At 62.2% G+C, this 24,674-nt stretch carries 20 protein-coding genes; 12 read left to right on the forward strand and 8 right to left on the reverse strand.

Features of this window, described 5'->3' with window-relative positions; translation table 11 throughout:
* Positions 1-8: 8 nt before the first annotated feature.
* The 4 genes from purC to dapA form a co-directional block, all read right to left on the reverse strand.
* The gene (purC, locus tag ACI2KS_RS00950; protein WP_404616528.1) at positions 9-722 is read right to left on the reverse strand and encodes a phosphoribosylaminoimidazolesuccinocarboxamide synthase; all 714 of its coding nucleotides are present in this window, start codon (positions 720-722) and stop codon (positions 9-11) included.
* Between the two features lie 99 nt (positions 723-821).
* The gene (locus ACI2KS_RS00955; RefSeq protein WP_404616529.1) at positions 822-1,580 is read right to left on the reverse strand and encodes an MBL fold metallo-hydrolase; all 759 of its coding nucleotides are present in this window, start codon (positions 1,578-1,580) and stop codon (positions 822-824) included.
* Positions 1,581-2,696: an outer membrane protein assembly factor BamC gene (gene bamC, locus ACI2KS_RS00960; RefSeq protein WP_404616530.1), complete on the reverse strand. Its 1,116-nt coding sequence runs from the start codon at positions 2,694-2,696 to the stop codon at positions 1,581-1,583.
* 17 nt (positions 2,697-2,713) lie between these two features.
* Complete coding sequence (gene dapA / locus ACI2KS_RS00965; RefSeq protein WP_404616531.1) at positions 2,714-3,592, reverse strand: 4-hydroxy-tetrahydrodipicolinate synthase; 879 nt, start codon at positions 3,590-3,592, stop codon at positions 2,714-2,716.
* A 317-nt stretch (positions 3,593-3,909) separates the two neighbouring features.
* On the opposite strand from dapA, the gene ACI2KS_RS00970 reads away from it, so the two are divergent.
* Positions 3,910-4,473: a glycine cleavage system protein R gene (locus ACI2KS_RS00970; RefSeq protein WP_404616532.1), complete on the forward strand. Its 564-nt coding sequence runs from the start codon at positions 3,910-3,912 to the stop codon at positions 4,471-4,473.
* 10 nt (positions 4,474-4,483) lie between these two features.
* Complete coding sequence (locus ACI2KS_RS00975) at positions 4,484-4,957, forward strand: peroxiredoxin (RefSeq protein ID WP_404616533.1); 474 nt, start codon at positions 4,484-4,486, stop codon at positions 4,955-4,957.
* Between the two features lie 95 nt (positions 4,958-5,052).
* On the opposite strand, the gene ACI2KS_RS00980 is transcribed toward ACI2KS_RS00975, so the two are convergent.
* Entirely contained in the window at positions 5,053-9,909 is a 4,857-nt protein-coding gene (locus ACI2KS_RS00980; protein ID WP_404616534.1) for an NAD-glutamate dehydrogenase, read from the reverse strand.
* A 482-nt stretch (positions 9,910-10,391) separates the two neighbouring features.
* Here ACI2KS_RS00980 and ACI2KS_RS00985 point away from each other — a divergent pair, with 482 nt between their 5' ends.
* The 10 genes from ACI2KS_RS00985 (at position 10,392) to ACI2KS_RS01030 (ending at position 23,458) form a co-directional block, all read left to right on the forward strand.
* On the forward strand, positions 10,392-10,751 hold the full coding sequence (locus ACI2KS_RS00985) for a hypothetical protein (protein ID WP_404616535.1): 360 nt from the start codon (positions 10,392-10,394) through the stop codon (positions 10,749-10,751).
* 296 nt (positions 10,752-11,047) lie between these two features.
* A complete protein-coding gene (locus tag ACI2KS_RS00990; protein WP_404616536.1) occupies positions 11,048-12,007 on the forward strand; it encodes an AAA family ATPase in 960 nt (319 codons plus the stop codon).
* A gap of 4 nt (positions 12,008-12,011) precedes the next feature.
* Entirely contained in the window at positions 12,012-12,956 is a 945-nt protein-coding gene (locus tag ACI2KS_RS00995) for a DUF58 domain-containing protein (protein WP_404616537.1), read from the forward strand.
* Entirely contained in the window at positions 12,953-13,447 is a 495-nt protein-coding gene (locus ACI2KS_RS01000) for a DUF4381 domain-containing protein (protein WP_404616538.1), read from the forward strand. The genes ACI2KS_RS00995 and ACI2KS_RS01000 overlap by 4 nt, the downstream gene beginning before the upstream one ends.
* Positions 13,440-14,504, forward strand: coding sequence for a vWA domain-containing protein (locus ACI2KS_RS01005; RefSeq protein WP_404616539.1), 1,065 nt, complete (start codon positions 13,440-13,442; stop codon positions 14,502-14,504). The genes ACI2KS_RS01000 and ACI2KS_RS01005 overlap by 8 nt, the downstream gene beginning before the upstream one ends.
* Positions 14,501-16,234: a VWA domain-containing protein gene (locus tag ACI2KS_RS01010; RefSeq protein ID WP_404616540.1), complete on the forward strand. Its 1,734-nt coding sequence runs from the start codon at positions 14,501-14,503 to the stop codon at positions 16,232-16,234. The genes ACI2KS_RS01005 and ACI2KS_RS01010 overlap by 4 nt, the downstream gene beginning before the upstream one ends.
* Complete coding sequence (locus tag ACI2KS_RS01015; RefSeq protein ID WP_404616541.1) at positions 16,231-17,916, forward strand: BatD family protein; 1,686 nt, start codon at positions 16,231-16,233, stop codon at positions 17,914-17,916. The genes ACI2KS_RS01010 and ACI2KS_RS01015 overlap by 4 nt, the downstream gene beginning before the upstream one ends.
* A gap of 63 nt (positions 17,917-17,979) precedes the next feature.
* Positions 17,980-19,221: an exonuclease SbcCD subunit D C-terminal domain-containing protein gene (locus tag ACI2KS_RS01020; RefSeq protein ID WP_404616542.1), complete on the forward strand. Its 1,242-nt coding sequence runs from the start codon at positions 17,980-17,982 to the stop codon at positions 19,219-19,221.
* Positions 19,218-22,859: an AAA family ATPase gene (locus ACI2KS_RS01025; protein ID WP_404616543.1), complete on the forward strand. Its 3,642-nt coding sequence runs from the start codon at positions 19,218-19,220 to the stop codon at positions 22,857-22,859. The genes ACI2KS_RS01020 and ACI2KS_RS01025 overlap by 4 nt, the downstream gene beginning before the upstream one ends.
* Complete coding sequence (locus ACI2KS_RS01030) at positions 22,859-23,458, forward strand: glutathione S-transferase (RefSeq protein WP_404616544.1); 600 nt, start codon at positions 22,859-22,861, stop codon at positions 23,456-23,458. The genes ACI2KS_RS01025 and ACI2KS_RS01030 overlap by 1 nt, the downstream gene beginning before the upstream one ends.
* A 124-nt stretch (positions 23,459-23,582) precedes the next feature.
* Here ACI2KS_RS01030 and ACI2KS_RS01035 read toward each other — a convergent pair whose 3' ends face one another.
* The 3 genes from ACI2KS_RS01035 to ACI2KS_RS01045 all read right to left on the reverse strand — a co-directional run bounded on the left by ACI2KS_RS01035 (position 23,583) and on the right by ACI2KS_RS01045 (position 24,608).
* Positions 23,583-23,813 (reverse strand): hypothetical protein, encoded by a 231-nt coding sequence (locus ACI2KS_RS01035; RefSeq protein WP_404616545.1) that lies wholly within the window; start codon positions 23,811-23,813, stop codon positions 23,583-23,585.
* On the reverse strand, positions 23,810-24,001 hold the full coding sequence (locus tag ACI2KS_RS01040; RefSeq protein WP_404616546.1) for a hypothetical protein: 192 nt from the start codon (positions 23,999-24,001) through the stop codon (positions 23,810-23,812). The genes ACI2KS_RS01035 and ACI2KS_RS01040 overlap by 4 nt, the downstream gene beginning before the upstream one ends.
* A 427-nt stretch (positions 24,002-24,428) precedes the next feature.
* Positions 24,429-24,608, reverse strand: a complete 180-nt coding sequence (locus ACI2KS_RS01045) for a hypothetical protein (RefSeq protein WP_404616547.1) — start codon at positions 24,606-24,608, stop codon at positions 24,429-24,431.
* Positions 24,609-24,674 lie beyond the last annotated feature (66 nt).

A 24,674-nucleotide genomic window follows, 5' to 3' on the forward strand; every position in this document is an offset into this window, starting at 1 on the left:
TTACCGGTTTACAGCGGTACGCCCAGACGCTTGGCGACTTCTTCGTAGGCTTCGATGACATCACCCAGGCCCTGACGGAAGCGGTCCTTGTCCATCTTCTTACGCGTGTCCTTGTCCCACAGACGGCAGCCGTCCGGACTGAATTCATCGCCCAGGACGATGGAGCCGTCGCTGAATACGCCGAATTCCAGTTTGAAGTCGACCAGCAGCAGACCGGCGTCGTCGAACAGTTTGCTCAGGACTTCGTTAACCTTGAGCGACAGTTCTTTCATGCGAACCAGCTGCTCGGCGGTGCCCCAGCCGAACGCGACGACGTGCGAGTCGTTGATGAACGGGTCGCCCTTGGCGTCGTCCTTGAGGAACAGCTCGAAGGTGTACGGGTTGAGCTTCATGCCCTCCTCGACGCCCAGGCGCTTGACCAGGCTGCCGGCGGCGTAGTTACGCACGACGCATTCAACCGGGATCATGTCGAGTTTCTTGACCAGGACTTCGTTGTCGGCCAGCAGCTTGTCGAACTGGGTCGGGATGCCCGCTTCTTCCAGCTTCTGCATGATGAAGGCGTTGAACTTGTTGTTCACCATGCCTTTGCGGTCGAGCTGTTCGATGCGTTTGCCGTCGAACGCCGACGTGTCGTTGCGAAACAGCAGGATCAAGCGGTCAGCGTCGTCGGTCTTGTAAACCGACTTGGCTTTGCCGCGGTAGAGTTCTTCACGTTTTTCCATGATGGGCTCCGCTTGCAAAATGTTTGGGCGAGGCGCCCGGTAATAATGTTTGGGCTGTGGCCCGTTAAAAACAGCCGGGCTGTGGGCCCGTTTGGGACGTCAGGCGATTTCGCGCCAGTCGAGCCCTGAATCCTGGTCGGCCAATTGTAGCCAGTCCGGGTCGCACCCGAGGGTGTCGACGAAACATTGCCGGGCCAGATGCGGCAGGTTGTTCTTGCTGCTCAGATGGGCCAGCACCAGATGCTGCAAGCCCTGCCATCCCAGCTCGCTCACCAGACTGGCAGCCTGGTGATTGTTCAAGTGTCCGAATTGCCCGCCGACCCGTTGCTTCAGGAAGTACGGGTATTGCCCGCGAGCGAGCAGGTCACGACAGTGGTTGGACTCGATCATAAGGGCATCCAGACCGCGATAGCTGTCGAGCACCGACGGACAGTACGACCCCAGATCGGTCAGCAGGCCAAAACGTCGGCGACCGTCATTGAAGACGAACTGCGTCGGCTCCAGCGCATCGTGAGCCACGGACACCACGTCGATATTCAAGCTGCCAATTTGCAGGCCTTGCCCGGCGGCCAACCTGATCCCTGCCTCGACTGGCTTGCGCATGCCGCGCAAGGTGCCGTCGCTGAGATAGACCGGCACATCGTAGCGCCGAGACAGCAAACCCACGCCATGCACATGATCGGCATGTTCGTGGGTGACCAGAATGGCGCTCAGTTGATGACCACCGACGCCGAGCCTGTCGAGTCGACGTTCGGTTTCTCGCAGCGAGAAACCGCAATCGACCAACACATACGTGTCGTTGCTCGCGACCAGCGTGCCATTGCCGCGGCTGCCGCTGCCCAGATTGGCGAAGCGCACTTAACCGAGGTTGTCTTGAATGACGCTCAACACGCGACGGGCGACTTCAGTCGGCGCCACGGTATTGATGTTCTTCTCGACCGTTACCTGAACGTTGTCACCGACCTTGCTCAGGCGAACCTGATAACGCTCGGCACGTGCTTCTTTCTGCTCCTTGGTCTCTTCACTGCCAAACATGCGGGAGAAGAAGCCAGGCTTGTTTTCCGGCTTGTCGGCTTTTTCCGCAAGGTTGATGTAGTACAGACCCAGGCTGCGGTTGATGTCCTCGACGCGCCAGTCGCCCTGGTTCAGGGCGCGACCTACGCTTGACCATGCGCGATCGAGATCGGCACCCAGGTTCAGCACCGGGTTGCCACTGCCGTCTTCGCTCAGGGCAACGCGGCTTGGTGTGTCGAAGTCACGCGCGGCCAGCAGGGACACCGAACCACCCTTCTCGGCGGTCCGGCTCAGGCTCGCCAGCATGTCGTCGGTCAGTACCGAGTCCAGGCCGACGTTGGTGCTGCGCGACGGGAATGCAGGATCGTCGCTGCTGCCCGAAGGGCGCTGCACACTGACGACGTAGATTTCACTGGTGTTGCGCTGCACGCCTGGCTCGATGCGAACGCGCACGCGGGTCTCGGTGCTGGCGCTGTCGCCGCTTGAACCCATGCGCTTGGCAACCGCGGCGGACAACTCATCCATGCGCTGCCAGGTGGTGTTGAATTCACCGGTCTGCGGGCGGTCTTCGGCGATGCGGAAACCGTTGTCTTCGAAATACTGGTGAGCCACTGGCCAGACTTCAGCCGGCGCACGCTGCGCCAGGATCCAGCGGTTGTCGCCGCTTTTCTGCAGGGTGTAGTCGCCGGAATCCTGGGCGGTGGCCAGGGGCTGCGGACGCGGCACGTTGAATTCACCCTTCTGGGTGTCATCGGCCACGTTGCGCGGGATCGGCAGCAACGGGTCCAGGTGCTTGGATTCCTGAACGCCCTCAGGCAACTGCATGGGTGGTTTCTGGGTCGCTTCCAGGTAATCGCTGCTGCGATCACGGAAATAACCGTCCTGACCAAACAGCCAGCTGCAACCGCTGGTGCTGGAGATAATCAAGGCTAGTGCGGAAAGTCCGGCCAGTCGCTTCATTGCGTAGTGCTTCCTCATTAAACCAATACACCGGACTGGCGCAGGGCCTGACGCAGCGGCTCGTGGCAGGACTCGCTGAGCCAGGTGAGCGGCAGACGGATACCGTCCGGCATCAAACCCATCTCATGCAGGGCCCATTTCACGGGAATAGGGTTCGATTCGATGAACAGGGTCTTGTTCAGCGGCATCAGTTTTTCGTGAATCGCACGGGCAGTGACGGCATCACCGGCCATCGCGGCCTTGCACAGGTCGGCCATGGCGCGCGGCGCGACGTTGGCGGTGACCGAGATATTGCCCTTGCCGCCCAGCAGCATCAGCTCGACCGCGGTCGCGTCATCGCCGGAGTACACCAGGAACTCGCTGCTCACGCCGGCCAGGATGTCCCGGGCGCGCTGCAGGTCACCGGTGGCTTCCTTGATGGCGATGATGTTCTTGACCGTGGACAGGCGGATCACCGTCTCTGCAGACATGTCACAGGCCGTGCGGCCCGGTACGTTGTAGAGAATCTGCGGGATGTCGACGGCTTCGGCGATGTGCTTGAAGTGCTGGTACAGGCCTTCCTGGGTCGGCTTGTTGTAGTACGGCGTCACCAGCAGGCAGGCGTCGGCGCCGGCGTTCTTCGCGTTGTTGGTCAGCTCCACCGCCTCGCGGGTGGAGTTGGCGCCCGTGCCGGCGATCACCGGGATGCGACCGGCGACCTGCTGGACCACGCGGCGAATGACTTCGATGTGCTCGTTGACGTCGAGCGTCGCGGACTCACCTGTAGTGCCGACGGCAACAATGGCGTTGGTGCCCTCTTGCAGGTGAAAGTCCACCAGTTTGCTCAGGCTGTCCCAGTCAAGACGACCCTGTGCATCCATAGGTGTGACCAGTGCCACCATACTGCCCGCAATCATGCAAACCGCTCCTGCCGGAAAAAGAGAGCGGTAATGGTACTGGCGCCATCAGCCTTGCACAAGCGAAGTACCTCGCTGCGAGCATTCCCCTGAGCGACGGTTTTCGCTACCCTTCGGTCTTTGATCGGTACTGGTCATCTGCGCAGCTCGTCCGACTGTTCGTTTTCGTCGTCGCAAACCCCGCTCCAGCCTCGCATTCGCTTGGTCACACAAGCCACGCGCGGCAATGGGCCGGGTCGAAGTTGCGAGTCGTTCGTTCGTCGCATCCGCCGCACAAGCCAACAATGTACCGACCGCTCATCGCTTAGGAATGCTGCATGTCGTCCATCCCCACAGTTCGCGAACAATTCCTTGTCATCAGTGCCCTTGGCGCCAACCCAATGGAGCTGACCAACGTCCTGTGCCGCGCCAGTCATGAAAACCGTTGCTCGGTGGTCAGCTCGCGCCTTACTCGTCACGGCGAGTGCAGCGCGTTGATCCTCCAGGTATCGGGCAGCTGGGACGCCCTGGCGCGCCTTGAGACTGGCCTGCCGAACCTCTCGAAGAAACACGCCTTCACCGTCAACGTGGTGCGCAGCGCTTCGCTCGAGAGCCGCCCGGAGGCCCTGCCGTACGTCGCCTACGTCAGCTCGGCGTACCGCCCGGACATCATCAACGAGCTGTGCCAGTTCTTCATCGATCACCATGTCGAGCTGGAGAACCTGATCTGTGACACCTATCAGGCGCCACAGACCGGCGGCACCATGCTCAATGCGACATTTACCGTGACCCTGCCGGCCGGCACCCAGATCAGCTGGCTGCGTGACCAGTTCCTGGACTTCGCCGACGCATTGAACCTCGACGCGTTGATCGAACCATGGCGCCCGCAAGCCCCAATGTAAGGAAACCCGCATGGCTGTAGAACTGGACAAACCCGTTGCCGACTTTCAGGTACAGGCCACCAGCGAGCAGGCCGTCAGCCTGTCGGCGCTGAAGGGCCAGCAAGTGGTGATTTACTTCTACCCCAAGGACAGCACCCCTGGCTGCACCACCCAGGGCCAGGGCTTCCGTGATCACCACGGCGATTTCCTGGCCGCCAACACGGCGGTCTTTGGCGTGTCTCGGGACAGCCTCAAGTCCCACGAGAACTTCAAGGCCAAGCAGCAGTTCCCGTTCCAGCTGATCTCGGACAAGGACGAGTCGCTGTGCCAGCTGTTCGATGTGATCAAGCTCAAGAAGCTGTACGGCAAGGAATACCTGGGCGTAGACCGCAGTACCTTCCTGATCGACAAGGAGGGTGTGTTGCGCAAGCAATGGCGCGGTGTGAAGGTGCCGGGGCATGTCGCCGAGGTGCTGGAACAGGCCCGGATGCTCGACAAGGCCTGAAGCATCAGGCTGATAACCCCCGCCATCGGCGCATTCAATAAAAAGGCCCTGCATCTCTCGATGCAGGGCCTTCTTTTTATCGCCTGGTTACAACGTCAGACCACGGCGGTCTGCCCGCTCATGGCCAGGTCCAGCAGTTCGCGGTTGGCCACGGCATACATTGCGTAGTCGTTGCCACTGGCTGCCCGCAGCTCGACCAGCATGGCACGCCAGCGCTCGACCATCGATATGTGCTGCTCCAGCCACAGGCCAAGACGCTCCTCCACATCCTCAGGGCCGTTGGCCATTTGCAGGACCGAGACCGTGATCGCCCGCTGCTGCCAGTCGATGTCGTCACGGAACGCCTCGCGGGCCAGGGCCTGCCAGTTGTTTTCCACCGGCAATGCACTGATCTGCTGCAGATACCAGGTCACGTCCAGCGAACTGCCCACGGCGAAGTACACCTTGGCCACATCCGCTGCATTCTGACCGGTAACGTCGGACGCTTCGATGATCGGCAGCAGGGTATACAGGTGCGTGGTGCCAGCCACCATGCGTGCCAGCAATTCCGGCACGCCGGCCTCGACGTACTCCTGATAACGCTTCTGCCAGACTTCACGCGGCGGGCCTTCGAGCAGCTCGTCGAGCTTCAGGCCCAGCGCCGCCAGGTGCGGACCGAAGTGCGCGACGTCGCGTGCGGCATCCAGCTCATTGCGACGGCTGCGCAGGAACCAGCGCGTGGCACGACGACCCAGACGCATCAGCTCATCCATCAGCGCCAGCTGGATTTCTGCTGGCACCTTGTAGTCCAGCGCCTCGATCTGCCGGAACCAGTGCGGCAAGTGGAAGATGTCGCGCACGATCACGTATGCACCTGCCACGTTGGCCGCGCTCATGCCAGTCGACTCCTTGAGCCGCTGGACGAAGGTGATGCCCATGTGGTTGACCAGATCGTTGGCGATCTGGGTGCTGACGATCTCGCGCTTGAGACGATGGCGACGCATGGATTCGGAGTATTTCGCACCCAGCGAAGGCGGGAAGGCGGTTTCCATATCGCGGGCCAGGTAGTCGTCGTCCGGTACGCGGGACTCCAGCAGCGCTTCCTTGAGGTCGATCTTGCTGTAGGAGATCAGCACCGACAGCTCGGCACGGGTCAGGCCCTGTTTCTCGGCGATACGCTCGGCCAGTTGATCCTCGGCCGGCAGGAACTCAATGGCGCGATCCAGCTTGCCACGCGACTCCAGGTCGCTCATCAGACGTTTGTATTCGGCGATACGCTCGTAGGCACGGCGCGCTGCCAGCGACAGCGCCTGGGTCTGCTTGTAGTTGTTGCCAAGCACCAGGTTGCCCACTTCGTCGGTCATGCTTTCGAGCAGCAGATTGCGCTGCTTTTCGGTCATGTCGCCGGCCTGCACCACTTCGTTGAGCAGGATCTTGATGTTCACTTCGTGGTCGGAGCAATCCACACCACCGGCGTTGTCGATGAAGTCGGTGTTGGTGGCGCCGCCCAGCAGGCCGAACTCGACACGGCCCAGTTGGGTCATGCCCAGGTTACCGCCCTCGCCCACCACCTTGCAGCGCAGCTGATTGCCGTTGACACGCAAAGCGTCGTTGGCCTTGTCGCCGACATCGGCGTGGCTTTCGGAGCTGGCCTTGACGTAAGTACCGATACCGCCGTTCCACAGCAGATCCACCGGCGCCTTGAGCAGCGCGTGCATCAACTCGGTCGGGGTCAGCTTGTCCGCGCTGATGTCGAAGCGCTCTTTCATCTGCGCGCTGATGGCGATGCTCTTGGCGCTACGCGGGAAGATGCCGCCGCCTTCGGACATGATGCTGGTGTCGTAGTCGGTCCAGGCCGAACGTGGCAGGTCGAACAGACGCTGACGCTCGGCGAAGCTGGTGGCCGGGTCCGGATTGGGGTCGATGAAGATGTGCAGGTGGTTGAATGCGGCCACCATTTTCAGCTTGTCTGACATCAACAGGCCGTTCCCGAACACGTCACCGGCCATGTCGCCGACGCCGATCACGCTGATGCTGTCCTGCTGGACGTTGATCCCGCGCTCGCGGAAGTGGCGCTGCACGCCCACCCACGCGCCCTTGGCGGTGATGCCCATTTTCTTGTGGTCATACCCGGCCGAACCACCGGAGGCGAACGCATCCCCGAGCCAGAAACCGTAATCGATGGCAATGCCGTTGGCGATATCGGAGAAGGTCGCCGTGCCTTTGTCGGCAGCCACGACCAGGTACGGGTCATCGTCGTCATGTCGCACGACGTTGGCCGGCGGAACCAGCGCGCCTTCCTTGAGGTTGTCGGTGATGTCCAGCAAACCGGAGATGAAGATGCGGTAGCAGGCAATCGCTTCGGCCTGGATCTCGTCACGGGTCCCGGCAGTCGGCAGACGACGCGGCAGGAAGCCACCCTTGGCGCCCACCGGCACGATCACCGAGTTCTTCACTTGCTGGGCTTTTACCAGGCCCAGGACTTCGGTACGGAAGTCTTCTTCACGGTCCGACCAGCGCAGGCCGCCACGCGCGACGTTGCCGAAGCGCAGGTGAACGCCCTCGACACGCGGCGAATAGACGAAAATCTCGAACTTGGGCACCGGCTTGGGCAGTTCGGGAATCAGACGCGGGTTGAACTTGAAGCTGAAATAGCTCTTGTTCTGGCCGTTGGCGTCGGTCTGGTAGAAGTTGGTGCGCATGGTCGCCTTGATCAGATCAAGGTAGCGACGCAGGATGCGGTCCTCGTTGAGCACCTGGACGTCATCCAGTGCCGAAACGATCGCCTGCTCCAGACGCTGCTGCATGTCGTCCAGATCACCCGCGGACAGCTTGCGCGCCAGGTAGAAGCGGGTCTTGAACAGACGGGTCAGCTCACGCGCGATATCGGCGTGGTTGTTCAGCGTGCTGGCGATGTAGCCCAAGTCGAAGCCCAGACGAATCTGCTTGAGGTAACGGGCGTAGGCACGCAGCAGCGCGACGTCGCGCCATGGCAGACCGGCCGTCAGCACCAGGCGGTTGAAGGCATCGTTTTCGGCTTCGCCACGCACGATGTGGACGAATGCGTCCTGCAAGGTGTCGTTGAGCTGTTGCAGGTCAAGGTTCAGACCTTCGCCGTAGGTGAAGGCGAAGTCATGAATCCAGAACTCGCGGCCATTGGTGTGGCGCAGGCGATAGGGGAATTCGCCGAGCACGCGCAGGCCGAGGTTTTCCAGAATCGGCAGCACGTCGGACAACGCCAGCGGCGTGTCAGCGTGGTACAGCTTGCAATGCAGCTGCGCCTTGTCGCCGGACAACGGCTGATAAAAGCTCATGACCAGCGGATTGGCCTCGGACAGGCTCAACACGTGCTGCATGTCGACCACTGCCGAGTGCGCGGCGAAGCGCTCGCGATAGCCGGCCGGGAAGCCTTTGGGGAAGTCCGCCAGCACGTTGGTGCCCTGGGCTTCGCCAAAACTGTCGACGACCAGGCTGGCGTAGTCGTCCTTCCACGAACGGCAGGCCTGGATGACTTCGTTTTCCAGTTGCTGCGGGTCGATGTCCAGGGTGACTTTAGGGTCCACGCGCAGGATCAGCTGTACACGGGCCAGGACCGATTCGGAGAAGAAGGTCCAGAACTCGCAGTCGCTGGCCTTCAGGCGCTCCATGAGTACTTGCTGGATCTTCTGCCGCACTTCGGTCGAATAGACATCACGCGGCACGTACGCCAGGCAGTAGCAGAAGCGGCCGTACGGGTCCTTGCGCAGGAACACGCGGATCTTGTTGCGCTCCTGGATCTGTACGATCGACATGACGGTGGTGAACAGCTCATCCACCGGGGTCTGGAACAGGTCGTCACGGGGCAGCACTTCAACGACCTGCGCCAGCTCCTTGCCGAGGTGCGCCTTGGCGTCGAAGCCGGAACGACGCTCGACCTCGGCGACCTTGCGGCGGATGTACGGAATCGCCCGCACGCTCTCGCCATACACCGACGAGGTGTACAGGCCCATGAAGCGGCATTCCTTGATGACATTGCCGTCAGCGTCGATCTGGCGAATCGACACGTAGTCCGGGTATGCCGGGCGGTGCACCCGGCTTGGGTGTGCGGCCTTGGCGAAGGACAGCAGGGTCGGCTCGTGCAGGTAGTTCACTGCATAGCCTTCGATGTGCAGGTCTTCAGGCGACAGACCTGCACGCAGCAGTTTGGTCAGGCCCAGGAACGACGACGGGTCGTAGGTCAACTGGCCGCCTTCGCCGTCGCCACTGACGGTGAACTCTTCGTAGCCCAGGAAGGTGAAGTGGTTGTTGACCAGCCACTCCAGGAACACCTTGACCTCGGCCTTTTCATCCGCATCGACGTTGTACTCAATGCTGTCGACGCCCGCCAGCAACTGGTGCAGCTTGGCTTTCATCGGTTCGAAGTCTTCAACCGCGACGCGCACTTCCCCGAGTACCTGCTCCAGCTCGCGGGCGAGCACGTTGAGCTCGGCAGCGTTGGCGCAACGGTCGATTTCCAGGTACATCAGCGATTCTTGCAGCACGTCGTTGCCGCTGGAGCCTTTGGGCAGCAGCTCGACCAGCTGGCCTTTCTCGTCGCGGCGCACACTCAATACGGTGGTTTGCAAGGTGTGGATGCTGTAACCGCGACGGTTGAGCTCGGTGCGCACCGAATCGACCAGAAACGGCAAATCGTGATGCAGCACTTCAACGGCGGTGTGGGTCGATTGCCAGCCGTGGCGCTCGTAATCGGGGTTGTACACGCGAACCTGCGGCGCGCTGTGTTCGAAACGCTCGAGCAGACGCCAGGCAGAAAGGGTACAACCGGCGAGATCGGAAAGCCTGCGCTGGGTCAGTTCGTCCAGGGAAATGATGCCGAAGAACTGATCGGCGAACAGCGCCACTTGTGGCAGTGCCTGTTCACTGATGTGCTGGGCCAGTGCCGCTCTCAGTTGGTGCTGGAAGTCGGACTTGCTGGCTGCGGTGAAGAACGCCATCTGTGGTACTCCGCTTGGCTTGGGCTTTTATATAGGAGAGATGCGTGTTTCGGGGTCGAGCGTGCAGGTGTGCTGCCACGTTTGCGCCTGTTCGATGATAGTCAGCAAAACGTGACGGCGAGCAGCGTCTGAACGCCTGCATAGGTACTAACGCTCGTCGTGTGTGCGTCGTCACATTGAATCGACCCGAATGAAGATCGGTGAGCGTCTGCCCAGGCAGGCTCGGCTACACGTCCGTTCATCTGCTACGCAGCTTAACGACAGCGGCCACGCACCTGCTTGCGATGCTGCGACATATTCGGACATCGGGTCGCTACACAATGTTTCAGAGGGGTGGGAGATGGCCTGCAATTGTTGTTTTGATGCCCGAAGGTCATCAAAGTGAGAATCCCGAACCCACTCAACCCGGCAAACAGGTAAATTTTCTTCAGGACTGGCAAAATCCCTCCCAGCCCCCGAACCCGAGCCACAGGAATACCGCCATGCTGATGACCACCGACAGCTTCATCCACAACCCTTGCGACGAGGAAGAAGATGACATGGCGCTGGCTTGCTGCCATGCCAGCAACAGCGACCTGTTCCTGTTGGCGCGCTTCCCGGATGAGGATGAGGTCGACATCACCTTCCGTGACGACACCATCCACGTCGACAGCCACCTGATGGTGACGCTCACGGCAACCCGTCTGGTGGTCGAGATCGACGCCGCTGATGCCAAGCCGTTCGGCGATGAGACCACTTTCGAAATTACCCACAACACCTCGGCCGACGAACTGCGAGATCTGGATGCAACGCTGCGGCTGATCCTGCGGGGTGTAGGGACCTACGTCAGCGAGGTCAGTTGAGGCCAAACCTGACGCATGCTCAGGCACCCCGATCATCGGCCAGGACAGCCATCAAGCCGTCCAGGCCAACCGCGCTTGCGCTCAATCGGCAGTCATAAGCCCAGCTGAACCGCGTTGAACAGTGGGAAACCCCGCAACTTGTCAGACAATTCTGATTTTCGCCCCGTCAACCGCGCCAAATGCTGAAAAAACCCCTTGGCCAGTTAGTCGCCACACCCCGGGATGGATTAAAGTAACGCCCCCAGCTTCGGTGCCACCTGTGGCACTGCTGCCTCTCCTGCCAGGAACCGTCATCGATGGAACATCGTGAAGCGTTGATCGCGCTGCGAACCTTTCTCTCCACCCAGATTCTCGGGCAGGAGAAACTGGTCGAACGCCTGTTGATCGCGCTGCTTGCCGACGGTCATATGCTCGTCGAAGGGGCACCGGGCCTGGCCAAGACCAAAGCCATCAAGGAGCTGGCCGAAGGCATCGAAGCGCAATTCCATCGCATTCAGTTCACCCCCGACCTGCTGCCCGCCGACATTACCGGTACCGAGATCTATCGTCCGGAAACCGGCAGCTTCGTGTTCCAGCAGGGTCCGATCTTCCACAACCTGGTGCTGGCCGACGAAATCAACCGGGCGCCTGCCAAGGTGCAGTCGGCTTTGCTCGAAGCCATGGCCGAGCGCCAGGTCAGCGTGGGCCGCAGCACCTACGATCTGTCGCCGCTGTTTCTGGTAATGGCGACGCAGAACCCGATCGAGCAGGAAGGCACCTATCCCCTGCCCGAGGCTCAACTGGACCGCTTTCTGATGCACGTGAAAATCGGCTTTCCGGACGCCAGCGTCGAACGCAAGATCCTGCAGCAGGCGCGGGGTGAAGCGCTCAACGGCGAAACCAAACCCGAACGGCGCGTGACCCAGCAGGCGATCTTCGCCGCGCGCAAGGAGATCCTCGGGCTGTACATGGCCGATGCCGTGGAGGAATACCTGGTGCAGCTGGTCATGGCGACCCGCACGCCTGCCAAGTTCGACGCCGAGCTGGCCGAATGGATCGGTTATGGCGCAAGCCCCAGGGGCTCGATTTCGTTGGACCGATGCGCCCGCGCCCATGCCTGGCTGGCCGGTCGCGACTTCGTCAGCCCCGAAGACATCCAGGCGATGGTGTTCGATGTGTTGCGTCACCGCATCATCCTGTCGTTCGAGGCCGAGGCTGCAGGCATTGATCAGGACCGCGTGATTCAGCGCATTCTTGACGTCGTTGCCGTCGCCTGACCCGATGCAACCCTACCTGATCTCCCAACCGGGCATTCGCATCAGCCTTGCCGAGCTGATCGAGATGCGCCATCGCGTTCGCGAAGTGCAGCTGTTTTCCTCGCCCAGTCAGCGCAGTCCGCTGATCGGCCTGCACCACTCCAAGTTGCGCGGTCGCGGTGTGGATTTCGACCAGGTGCGGGTCTATCAGGCCGGCGACGACGTGCGCACCATCGACTGGCGGGTCACCGCGCGCACCCAGGAACCGCACACCAAGCTGTTTCATGAAGAACGCGAGCGACCGATTTTCCTCATGGTCGAGCAAAGCCGCCGACTGTTCTTCGGCTCGGGCCTGATGTTCAAGTCGGTACTGGCCGCGCAGGCCGCCGCGCTGATCGGCTGGGCAGCCCTGGGTCACAACGACCGGGTCGGCGGCCTGGTGTTCGGCGACAACGAGCATTACGAAATCAAGCCCCGGCGCAGCAAGCAGAGCCTGTTGCAATTGCTCAACCGGCTGGTGCGCGTCAACCAGTCGCTGCACACTGAGGCCGCGGCCGACCGCGACACCTTTGGCGTGGCCCTGCGGCGGGCGCGCGAAGTCCTGCGCCCAGGAAGCCTGGTGTTCATCCTGTGCGACGAGCGCGCGCTCTCCGACACCGCCGAGCAGCAACTGGCCCTGCTCTCGCGCCATTGCGACCTGCTGCTGATGCCGCTGTCCGATCCGCTCGATCGTGCGTTGCCCGCGGCCGGGCTGCTGCGCTTCGCCGACCAGGGCGGGCAGCTGGAACTCGACACCCTGAACCCCGACCTGCGCCAGACCTATCGTGCTCAGGGCCAGGCCCGCGAGGCACGCTGGGAGTTACTGGCGAAAAAACTGCGCGTGCTGTTGATCCCCCTGAGCACCCAACGCGAAATGGTCGAGCAACTGCGCGATTACCTGAACGCCCAGCGACCGGTAAAACACAAATGAGTCTGCTCGATCAGCTGCAGCCGCTGATAGCCCCGGAGCCGGTAGGCTTCTGGCCGCCGGCGCCCGGCTGGTGGCTGCTGCCGCCGTTGCTTGCGGCGCTTGGCTATGGCCTCTGGCGCGCCCGCGTGCTGCTGCCGAAAAAAGCCGCAGACAAAAATGCCGAGCAGCCACTCGACCCCCTCCGCCAGGCCGCCCTGGTGGAGCTGGCTCAGTTGCCCAAACCCTACGATGGCGCTCCGGCCGGCGCCTGGCTGCAACAGATCAACGGCCTGCTCAAACGCCTGTGTCGCAACCATTATCCGTACAGCCAGAGCCACACACTCAACGGCCGCAAATGGCTGGCCTTTCTCGATAACCGCTGCCCGGCGGCGGGCCTGACCCGCTGGATGATCCTCGTCGAAGGCGCCTACAAGCCCGAATGCAAGCTCGACGACAAGGCCATCAATGGCTTGACCCAATCGGTCGAGACCTGGATCCGCAAACATGTTTGAGTTCGCCTGGCCGTGGGTCTTCGTGCTGTTGCCACTGCCCTGGGTGCTGCGTTTCGTGCTGCCGGTGGCCGACAGCGGCGAAGCAGCGCTCAAGGTCAGCTTCCTCAATGAGCTGGAGGGCCTGGCCGGGCGTCGTGCCCGGGCGCATCTGCCCGGCTGGCGTCGGCAGCTGCCCTTCGTCATCCTGTGGTTGTTGCTGCTGGTGGCCGCCGCGCGCCCGCAATGGCTGGGCGAACCCTTGCCAGTGGCCGCCAGTGGCCGCGATCTTCTGGTGGCGGTGGACGTGTCGGGGTCGATGGATTATCCGGACATGATCTGGCAGAGCGATGAAGTCAGCCGACTGGCGCTGGTCAAGCTGCTGCTCGGCGACTTCCTGGAACACCGTCAGGGCGATCGCGTTGGCCTTATTCTCTTTGGCAGCCAGGCCTACCTGCAGGCGCCCCTGACTTTCGATCGCAAGACCGTGCGCGTCTGGCTGGATGAAGCGCGGATCGGCATCGCTGGAAAAAATACCGCCATCGGCGACGCCATCGGCCTTGCGCTCAAGCGCTTGCGGCTGCGTCCGGCGCAGAGCCGGGTCCTGGTGCTGGTCACCGATGGCGCCAACAACGCCGGGCAGATCGACCCGGCGACCGCCGCACGGCTGGCCGCTGGCGAAGGGGTGAAGATCTACCCGATCGGCATCGGTGCCGACCCGGACAAGGGCGCCACCAGCATTCTGGGCCTGAACCCGAGCCTGGATCTGGACGAGCCTGCCCTGCGCGAGATCGCCGAGATCACTGGCGGGCAGTATTTCCGCGCCCGTGATGGCGCCGAGCTGGCCAAAATCGGCAAGGCCCTGGACACCCTGGAGCCGGTGACCCAACAACCGACGCAGGCCCGCCCGGCGCTTGCGCTCTACCACTGGCCGCTGGCTTTGGCCCTGCTGCTGAGCCTGGTGCTGGTCGTCCATGAGCGCTGGCCGCACAACCCGCTGTACCGGTTCCTGGCGCGCCAGCCGGGTTTGCATCGGCCGCAATGGCGTCAGCGCTTCAAGCGTTTGCGGAGCCGCCGATGATTGCGCTCTGGCCGCACTGGCTGCGCCCCTGGTGGCTGCTGCTTCTACCCTTGCTTGGCTGGTTGCTCTGGCGCCTGTGGAACCGACAAAAGCGCGTGGGCCGCTGGCAGATGATCTTGCCCAGCGCCTTCCATGCCGTGTTGCTCAGCGGCGGCAGCGGACGCGAAAGCAAACTGCCGTGGATTGCCCTGGGGTTTGGCTGGTTGCTGGCGCTGCTGGCCTTGCTCGGGCCGAGTTGGCAGCGCGTCGAACAGACCAGCCAGAAACCCGCCGACCCACTGGTGGTGCTGCTGGAGCTGACCCCGGAAATGCTCGCTGCCGACAGCCCGCCGTCGCGTCTGGAACAGGCCCGGCGTAAACTGCTCGACCTGTTGCAGGCGCGCAGCGATTCGCAGACCGCGATCATTGTCTACGCCGGCAGCGCCCATACGCTGGTGCCGCTGTCCGATGACCTCGGCACCAGCAAGAACCTGCTGGACGCCATCAAGCCATCGATCATGCCCGAAGCCGGGCAGCGTGCCGATCTGGCGCTGCTCAAGGCGCTCGATCTGCTCAAACAGGGCGATCTGGGCCAGGGACGCTTGCTATGGATCGGCTCCTCCTTGAACGACTCCGAGCGCGAGGGCATGCGTCAGGCGATGACCGGCCATGGGCCGCAACTGTTGCTGCTGGGCGTCGGCACCGCCGAAGGCGCCCCGGTGGCGCAGGAAAAGGGCGGTTTTCTCAAGGATGCTCAAGGCGGGATTCTGGTGCCGCGTCTGGACGGCCCCAGTCTCAAGGATTTCGCCGAAGGGCTTGCTGGGCATTACGCCCAATTGGGGCTGGCGGATGATGACCTGCGCGACCTCGGCCTGCTCGACGGCCCGAAACAGATGCGCAGTCTGGGGCAGACCGTGCAGCTCGACAGCTGGGCCGATCAGGGATACTGGCTGTTGCTGCCACTGCTGTTGCTGGCCGCCTGCGCCGGGCGACGCGGCTGGGTGCTGTGCCTGCCGCTGCTGATGCTGATTCCGCAGCCCAGCTATGCGGCCCAGGCCCAGTCCGATTTTTTCCAGAACCTGTGGCGCCGCCCCGATCAGCAAGGCCAGCACCTGCTCGAACGGCATCGACCGGCAGAGGCCGCCCGGCACTTCGAAAACGTGCAGTGGCAAGGCGTTGCGCTTTATCAGGCCGGTGACTATGCCGGCGCCGCTCAGCGTTTCGCCCAGGGCAACACCGCCGTCGATCACTACAATCGCGGTAATGCGCTGGCCAAAAGCGGCGAACTGGAAGCCGCGGTCGACGCCTACGAGCAGGCCCTGGAGCGTCAGCCAGAGTTTCCTGCAGCAGCAGCAAACAAGACGCTGGTCGAACAGATGCTGGAGCAGAACAGACAGGCCGCGGCCGAAGACGCCAGCGAAGGCCGCAGTGAAGACAAAAGCCAGGCCGGCAACCCCCAGGCTGACAGCGCCGGGCAACAACAGCAGAATGCGAAAAGCGTCGGTCAGAATGAACAGCCGGCCGGCCCGGCGAGCCCGCAGGAAATCTCCGGCGCGACTGCCCAGGCCAATGGCTCGTCGCCCGATGACGAACAACCGACACGCGCGCCCAGTCGCCCTGCCGACAGTCACATCGACGGTGAGCAACGCCAGGCGCTCGAACAGTGGTTGCGGCAGATTCCGGACGAACCCGGCGAGCTGTTGCGACGCAAATTCTGGTATGAACAACAGCAACATCAGGAAAAACGATGATCCGTCTGCCTACGCTGGTAATCGCCTGGTTGTTGTGCCTGCTTGCCGTGGTGGCGCAGGCCGACACGCCCGCTGCAACCTTGCAGGCCAGCGTCGACCGCACGCGGGTGAACACCGGCGAGACCGTCGAGCTGACCCTGGAATCCGACGACGCGACGCTGTTCGGCAAGCCCGACATGAGTGCGCTGGACGCCGACTTCGAAGTGCGCGACACCCGTCAGCTCAATAGCCTGACCACCCTTGAGGGCAATGTTCACGCCACCACCCGCTGGCTGATTACCCTGATGCCGCGCCACAGTGGCTCGATCGACATCCCGCCGCTGAAACTGGGCGAGCTGGTCAGCCAGCCCATCGCCCTGCAAGTGGTCGAGGTCGAACCCTCAGCGCAATCCCAGGAGCAGAAACTGGCGCCGGTGTTCATGGAGGCGAGCCTGGATCAGGACAGCGTCTACGTGCAGGCCCAGGCGGTGCTGACGGTGCGGATCTACCACTCGGTGTCACTGTTTGACGACAGCAGCCTGACACCGCTGCAAGTGCCCGATGCTCGCATCGAGAAGCTGGGCGACACCCGCACCTACGAGAAGCAGATCAACGGCATTCGCCATGGCGTGATCGAAATGCGCTATGCGCTTTATCCACAACACAGCGGCGACATGACGATTCCGGCGCAGGAGTTCAGCGCGACGATGGTCCAGGACATCCCTGAAGCCAGTCAGGCGGCTGCCACCAGCCAACCGGCCGTGGCCACCAGCCCCAAGCCGGGCAAGCTGATGCGGGTCACCTCCGATCCGTTGCCACTGAAGGTCAAGCCGCAACCCGAACACTACCCGGCCAACACCCCGTGGCTGCCGGCGCACAGCATCAGCCTGAGCGAAAACTGGAGCCCTGATCCCGCCCACAGCCAGATCGGCGACTCGCTGACGCGCACCCTGGTGATCAAGGCCGAGGGCTTGTCCAGCGCCCAGCTGCCGCCCTTGCCGGCCACCGAGGTCAGCGCCCTGCGCCGTTACCCCGACCAGCCACAACTGACCAATCAACCCAGCGAACGCGGGCTGGTGGGCACCCGTGAGGAGCGTGAGGCGCTGGTGCCCAATCGCCCCGGCGCCATCGATATTCCGGCCGTGGACCTGGTGTGGTGGAACACCCTGGAAGATCATCTGGAGCACAGCGCCCTGCCCGCTCGCACATTGCAGGTCAGCACCAATCCGGCGTTGGCGGTGGACATGCCGGTCAGCGATAACAGCGGCGTGAGCGTGATCGGCCCGCCAGTGTGGCCGTGGCAACTGAGCACCGTGCTGCTCAGCTTCACCACCTTGCTGGGGTTCGGTCTGTGGTGGCGCGCGCGCTGGCAGCCAGCCCTGACCCGCGTCGCCCAGGCCGGTCCCAGCCCGCGTACGGTGCTCGATGACCTCAAACGCGCAAGCCATGCCAACGACCCGCAGGCCACCCGTCAGGCACTGGACGCCTGGGCTCGTCAGCAACCGGAAACGCTGGCCGACATGGCTGCCCGCTTCGTGCCGCTGTCCGATGCACTGGACGGCTTGAACGGCGCGCTGTACAGCGAAACCGGCAAGCTATGGCTGGGTGAGGAACTCTGGCGGGCAGTCAAGGCACTGCCTGCGGTGGAAAAGCCGCTGGACCCGAACAACGCGGACAGCCTGCCGCCGCTTTATCCGAAATGATGTGACCTACACACTGTCCGGTAGAGGACGCGACATTGCGTCTATCCCACACAAGGTACCCCCATGCGTCTGTTTCACACCTCCGACTGGCACCTGGGCCAAAACCTCCATGGCCAGGAGCGGGACTTCGAACACGCCGGCTTCCTGACCTGGCTGCTGGCCCGTCTGGCCGAACGCAAGCCCGACGTGCTGCTGATCGCCGGCGACATCTTTGACACGGTCAACCCGCCGGTCCGGGCGCAAGAGCGCCTTTACGACTTCATCGTCAGCGCCCATGAGCAAAACCCGCAGCTGACCATCGTCATGATCGCCGGCAACCATGACTCCGGTTCGCGCATCGAACTGCCTGCGCCGTTGATGCGGCGCCTGCGTACCCACGCGCTGGGCCGCGTGCTGTGGCTCGACGACGGCGTGCTCGATGTCGAGCGCCTGTTGTTGCCGCTGACCAACGCCAAGGGCAAGGTGCTTGGCTGGTGCCTGGCGCTGCCGTTCCTGCGCCCTGCCGAGGTCACCGGGCCGACATTGGGCGACAGCTACCTGCGCGGCATCGGGCAGGTCCACGAAATGCTGATCGCAGCCGCCAATCAGAAACGCAAGAAAGGCCAGGCGCTGATCGCCATCAGTCACGCGCACATGGCCGGCGGTTCGGTGTCGCAAGACTCCGAGCGCAGCCTGATCATCGGCAATGCCGAAGCGCTGCCGGCCAGCCTGTTCGGCGAGACCATCACTTATGTTGCCCTGGGCCATCTGCACAAGCCCCAACGCGTGAATGGCGAAGAGCGTATCCGCTATAGCGGCTCGCCGATTCCGCTGTCATTTTCAGAAATCGGCTACCAGCACCAGATCCTCGAAATCGACTGCGAGGGCGACAAGCTGACCAGCGTCACGCCGTTGCTGATTCCGCGCGCAGTCAACCTGCAACGGGTCGGCCCTGCACCGCTGGCCGAACTGTTGCTGCAGCTCAAGGACATGCCGGAGATCGACCTGCTGGCCGACGTCGATCGCCAGCCCTGGCTGGAAGTGCGGGTGCGCCTGGACGAACCGCAGCCAGACCTGCGCAACCAGATCGAAGCTGCACTGGAAAACAAGGCCGTGCGTCTGGTGCGTATCGCCGCCGAGTACGCCGGCAAGGGCGGGCGCGATGACGACGACAGTCAGACCCTGATCGAACTGGATCAACTCAGCCCGCAGGAACTGTTCAGCCGCGCCTGGCTCGACAGCTACGGCAGCGAGGTCGATGAGCAAACCCTGCAGGACTTCGCCACGCTGCTGCAGGACGTGCAACTGGAGAGCGAACAGCCATGAAGATTCTCGCCATTCGCCTGAAGAACCTTGCTTCGCTGGCGGGCCCCTTTGAACTGGACTTCACCGCCGAGCCGCTGGCCAGCGCCGGCCTGTTCGCCATTACCGGCCCCACCGGCGCCGGCAAGAGCACCCTGCTCGACGCGCTGTGCCTGGCGCTGTTCGGGGCAATCCCGCGGCTCAACAACGTCGGTCAGTCCCGGGTGCCGGAGATCGACGGCGACATCAGCACCAACGATCCGCGCAACCTGCTGCGTCGCGGCACGGGCAGCGGTTATGCCGAGGTGGATTTCGTCGGCATCGACAAGCGTCGTTATCGCGCCCGCTGGGAAACCAACCGCGCCCGCGATAACGCCACGAAAAAACTGCAGGCCAGCCGCCAGACCCTGATCGATCTGGACAGCGAGCAAATCCTCAGCAGCCAGAACAAGACCGAATACAAAACGTTGCTCGAAGCGCGCCTGGGCCTGAATTTCGAGCAGTTCACCCGTGCGGTGATGCTGGCGCAGAGCGAGTTCAGCGCCTTCCTCAAGGCTGATGACAGAGAGCGCAGCGAACTGCTGGAAAAGCTCACCGATACGGCTATCTACAGCCAGCTCGGACGCCGCGCCTACAGCAAGAGCAAGGAAGCCGAAGACGCGCTCAAGGCTCTCAATGCCCAGGCGGGCAATCTGACGCCGCTGGAACCGGAACAACGCGCCGAACTGGAACAACGCTTCAGCGACGCCCAGCAACAGTTGAAGCTGCATCAGGCGCAACTGCGCCAGCTGGAGCTCAAGCAACAGTGGCTCAATGAACTGAACCGCTTGCGTGACAGCCATCAGGCCGCCAGCGAGCAGCTCGCCAGTGCGCAACAGACCTGGGAGCAGCACGCCGGTGACCGCCAGCAACTCGGCCAGCTGGAGCGCCTGGCACCGCAGCGGCATCTGTTCGGCCAGCGGCAGAAACTGGATGCGCAACTCACGCCTTTGGCGGCAAAAATTGAGCAACACACCGCGCAACAGACCCAGACCCAGACACGGGTCAGCGATCTGGACACCCGCCTCGCTGCTGCGCAAAGCACCCTGCAACAGGCGCAGGCACAACAGCAGAGCGCTGCACCGGTTCTGCGCCAGGCGGTGGAACAACAGCTTGAGCTCAACCACCTGAATCAGGAGTTGCAGCAGGTCAGCGAACAGGCGCGAATCGCAGATCAGGCCAGTCACGCTGGACAGGCCGTGCTCGATCAATTGACCGAGCAGCAGCGTCAGGTCGAAACGCGCCTGCAGGCAATCACCGAACAGCTGCACAATAGCGCCGCGCTGGGTTCGCTCAGCCAGTCGTGGGACGCCTACCGACCGCGTCTGCAACAGATCGTATTGCTCAGCTCACGTCTGAACAAAGGCCGTGAAGAACTGCCCGCCCTTGAACAGGCATCGATCCGCGCCGAGCAGGCGTTGAGCGAACGTCGCAGCGCCTTGCAGGCACTGTACGACCAGGCCCAGGTCAAGGCCGACGCGATCAGCCAGGAAATCGAACGTCTGGGCCAGTCGCTGCAGGAAAACCGCCAGCAGCACAGCGCCAGCGACGCGCTGGAGCGCCTGTGGCAGCGTCATCAGGACCTCGCCAGCCGCCTGCAACAGGTGCAGACACAGCAGCAACAGGCCACCGAACGCCGAGCGCAGAGCATCGCCCTGGGCCTGCAACTCAAGGGTGAACACCAAGCGGCGGATCAGGCGTTGAAAGTCACCGTCGAGCTGCTGCAACGTCAGCGCCTGGCCCGCAGCGCCAGCGTCGAGCAACTGCGCGGGCAACTGCTCGATCAACAGCCGTGCCCGGTGTGCGGCAGCGAAGAGCACCCCTATCATCAGCCCGACGCGCTGCTCCAGGCGCTGACCGGTCATGACGACGGCGAAGAAACCGCTGCGCGGCTGAAGGTCAGTCAGCTCAGCGAAAAACTCGCCGAACTGCGCAGCGAAGTCACCGAGCTGAACAATCAGCTCAAGCAGTCCAGGCCACAACAGGATCAGCTCGGCGAGCTCTTGCAGACGCTGACCCCGGAGCTCGAAGCCCACGCGCTGTACCCGCGTCTGCTGGAGCAACCCGAACACCTGCGCAGCGACTGGCTGAGCGAACGCCTGCACCAACTGGCGCAGGACATTGTCACCGCCGAACAGCGCCAGACACGCCTGCTTAAAGTGCAGCGCGACGCCGAATCCCTGCAACAACAGGTGCAGGATGCACGTGAGGCCAGCCAGCAGGCGATGAAGCTGCTCGATGAGCAGCAGCGCAACATCTCGCTGGATAATCAGGCTTTCGAAACGTCCCTGCAGGAATTCGAACCGCTGATGCCCGCCGAGAGCCAGTCGCGGTGGCGCGAATCGGCCACCGAAAGCTTCATGCAACTGGACAACGACATTGCGCTGCGCCTCCAGCAGCTCGATCAACAAAAGGACGAGCAGCAGGAGCACAGCGAGCGCGCGCAGAAAATCGAGCGCGAGCAGATGGCGCAACAAGGCCGTCAGCAAGAGCAGCAAAAGCTGCAGCAGCGCCTTGAAAGCAGCCAGCAACAGCAGGCCACTGTCGAGCAGCGCCTGGGCGAAATCCTGGGCCAGCACGCCAGCGCCGAGGCTTGGCAGGATCATCTGGAACAGGCCGTGGAACAGGCGCGCCAGGCGCAGGCCGCGACCGCTGAACAGTTGCAGCAAGCGCGCAGCGAGCTGATCAAACTTACCGCTGAGCTGGAAGCTGAACGCCTGCGCCTGCAAGGGCTGGAGCAGGAACTGGCGGAACTGGATCGACTGATCGGTCAATGGCGCAGCCAGCACAGCGAGCTGGACGATGCCGCGCTCGACACCCTGCTCGGCTTGAGCGACGACAGCGTCAACCCGCTGCGCCAGCGCCTGCAGCAAAACGAGAAAGCCCTGGAGCAGGGCAACGTGCTGGTGCAGGAGCGCGATGCCCAACTGCAACAGCATCAGGCACAGCACAGTGATACCAGTGATGCGCAACAGTTGCTTTCGGCGCTGTCCGAAGCACAGAGCCTGTCCGCTGGTCATGAGCAATCCTGCGCCGACCTGCGCGCGCAAGTGAGCGAGGACGACCGCCGGCGCAACGCCAGCAGCGAATTGCAGGAGCGGATAGCCGCGGCATATTCGCAATACCAGCGCTGGGGCCGGATCAACGCGCTGGTTGGATCGGCGACCGGTGACACCTTCCGCAAGATCGCCCAGGCCTACAACCTCGATCTGCTGGTGCACCACGCCAACGCGCAGCTCAAGCAGCTGGTGCGGCGCTATCGCCTCAAGCGCGGCGGCAGCATGCTTGGCTTGTTGGTCATGGATACGGAGATGGGCGACGAACTGCGCTCAGTGCATTCCCTGTCCGGTGGCGAAACCTTCCTGGTGTCGCTGGCACTGGCGCTGGGCCTGGCCTCGATGGCGTCGAGCACGTTGAAGATCGAATCGCTGTTCATCGACGAAGGTTTCGGCAGCCTGGACCCTGAATCGCTGCAACTGGCCATGGATGCGCTGGATGGCTTGCAGGCCCAGGGTCGCAAGGTCGGGGTGATTTCTCATGTGCAGGAAATGCACGAACGGATTCCGGTGCAGATCCAGGTCCGTCGCCAGGGCAATGGCCTGAGCACCGTGGAGGTCAGCTGATGGCCGCCCTGCTCTACTCGTTTCGCCGTTGCCCCTACGCCATGCGGGCGCGCATGGCCGTGGCCTATTCCGGGGTCGAGGTTGAATTGGTCGAGGTCAGCCTCAAGGCCAAACCGCCGCAAATGCTCGAACGCTCGCCCAAAGGCACGGTACCGGTGCTGGTGCTGGACGATCAGGTGCTGGAGCAAAGCCTGGACATCATGCGCTGGGCGCTGGCACAGAACGATCCGGGGGACTGGTCGATGTCCGGTGACGCCGATGCGCAACAGCAGATCGCCCAGCTGATTGGGCAAAACGACAGCAGCTTCAAGACTGACCTGGATCGCTACAAATATGCGGTGCGCTATCCAGAATTCAGCCAGCAGGTGTATCGGGGGCGCGGTGAGGTGTTTTTAAGCCAGCTGGAAGGGTTGCTCAACGAGCGAGAGTTTTTGATTACCGATCACCTCACGCTGGCCGACATCGCCCTGGCGCCTTTCGTGCGCCAGTTCTGTTTCGTCGACCCGGACTGGTTCTGGCAAAGCCCCTACCCGAAGTTGCAGGGGTGGCTGCAACGGTTTTTGCAGTCGGCGTTGTTCAAGCAGGTGATGCACAAGTAACAAACCAAGCACAAAGCACTGTAGGAGTGGGCTTGCTCGCGATCCAGTCTGACACTCACCGCCCATATTGCTGGTTGACCGCTATCGCGAGCAAGCTCACTCCTACAGAGGCCGTGCCCACCCGTCAAACTGTCGTCCACTCGAAAATCGTCGAAAACAGTTCACCGTGGCGCGGCGGCGGGTTGCCGGCATTGAGCTTTTGCGCCCGTTGCATTTCGATGGCTTCGGCGACCTCGGTCTTGAATTCCATGCTGCGTGCCACGCCGCCCACCGAGCCCTCGCCCTGCCCCAGCAACGAGCAGCCATTGTTGATCAATGCGAAAAACACGATTACCCAGAAATTCGACCCTTTCACGACACACGCCCCTTCGTGTTGACAGCAGCACGATCAAGTTCGACGAGCGACGACTGGGTAGACACCGAAGCCGGTGCGGTAAGTTGTGGATTCATGCTGGCAACGGTGACCACTGCAATGAAAACAACATACAAAGCGATGGCGGTATAAGCGCCTTGTTTAAGTGAATGAAGAATGGCAGTGGCCATGTCAGTAGCTCCGGGGTGTCTTTGTTTCAGGCGCCCAGAATGCTCGAAGCCACCATTATTTAAAAACGATGCGCAGCGATTCAAAAGATCAGTTCGGTTGATTATTTAGCGGGTCAATCGGCCCGATAGTTTTTTACCTGGCGGTAAATATCAGGCATAAAAAAATCCCCATCGCTTATTCAGCAGACGGGGATCAAAGGGAGGGAATCCAACGCTTTCGCGAGCAAGCTCGCCTGCATCTGGTACCTGGTCTGACACGCAATGGTCAGTGGGTCGTACCAGCCTGTTTGAGGCGAATTTGCTCGCGAAAGCGTTCTTTCTATAGCGAGCAACGACAGCGTTACATTCAAGTTTGGGTCTTACAAATCCATTCCCCGGTATTGTGTGCTTCGTTACCGGGGAATGGATTCACATCGAGTTCTATTCATTACTGAGTCTTGTGATCCAGAGCAGCATAGAAGTTGGCGCTTTGTTGCAGATACTTGGGGGTGTAGCTCTGGGTCGAAGTGACTTTTTTGTCTGTGGCTTCGACACTGGCACTGGCTGGCAATGCAACGGTGGCGGAGATGGCAGACGCGGCGATGATGGAGAAGATATTGAAGTTCATGGGGTGTTCCTCGGTGTTGATGCTTCGTTTCAAGTCTTGACCGTCTTGGCCGTGGAATTAAAAGTA

Source organism: Pseudomonas sp. NPDC087358, from assembly GCF_044900785.1.
Lineage (GTDB): Bacteria > Pseudomonadota > Gammaproteobacteria > Pseudomonadales > Pseudomonadaceae > Aquipseudomonas.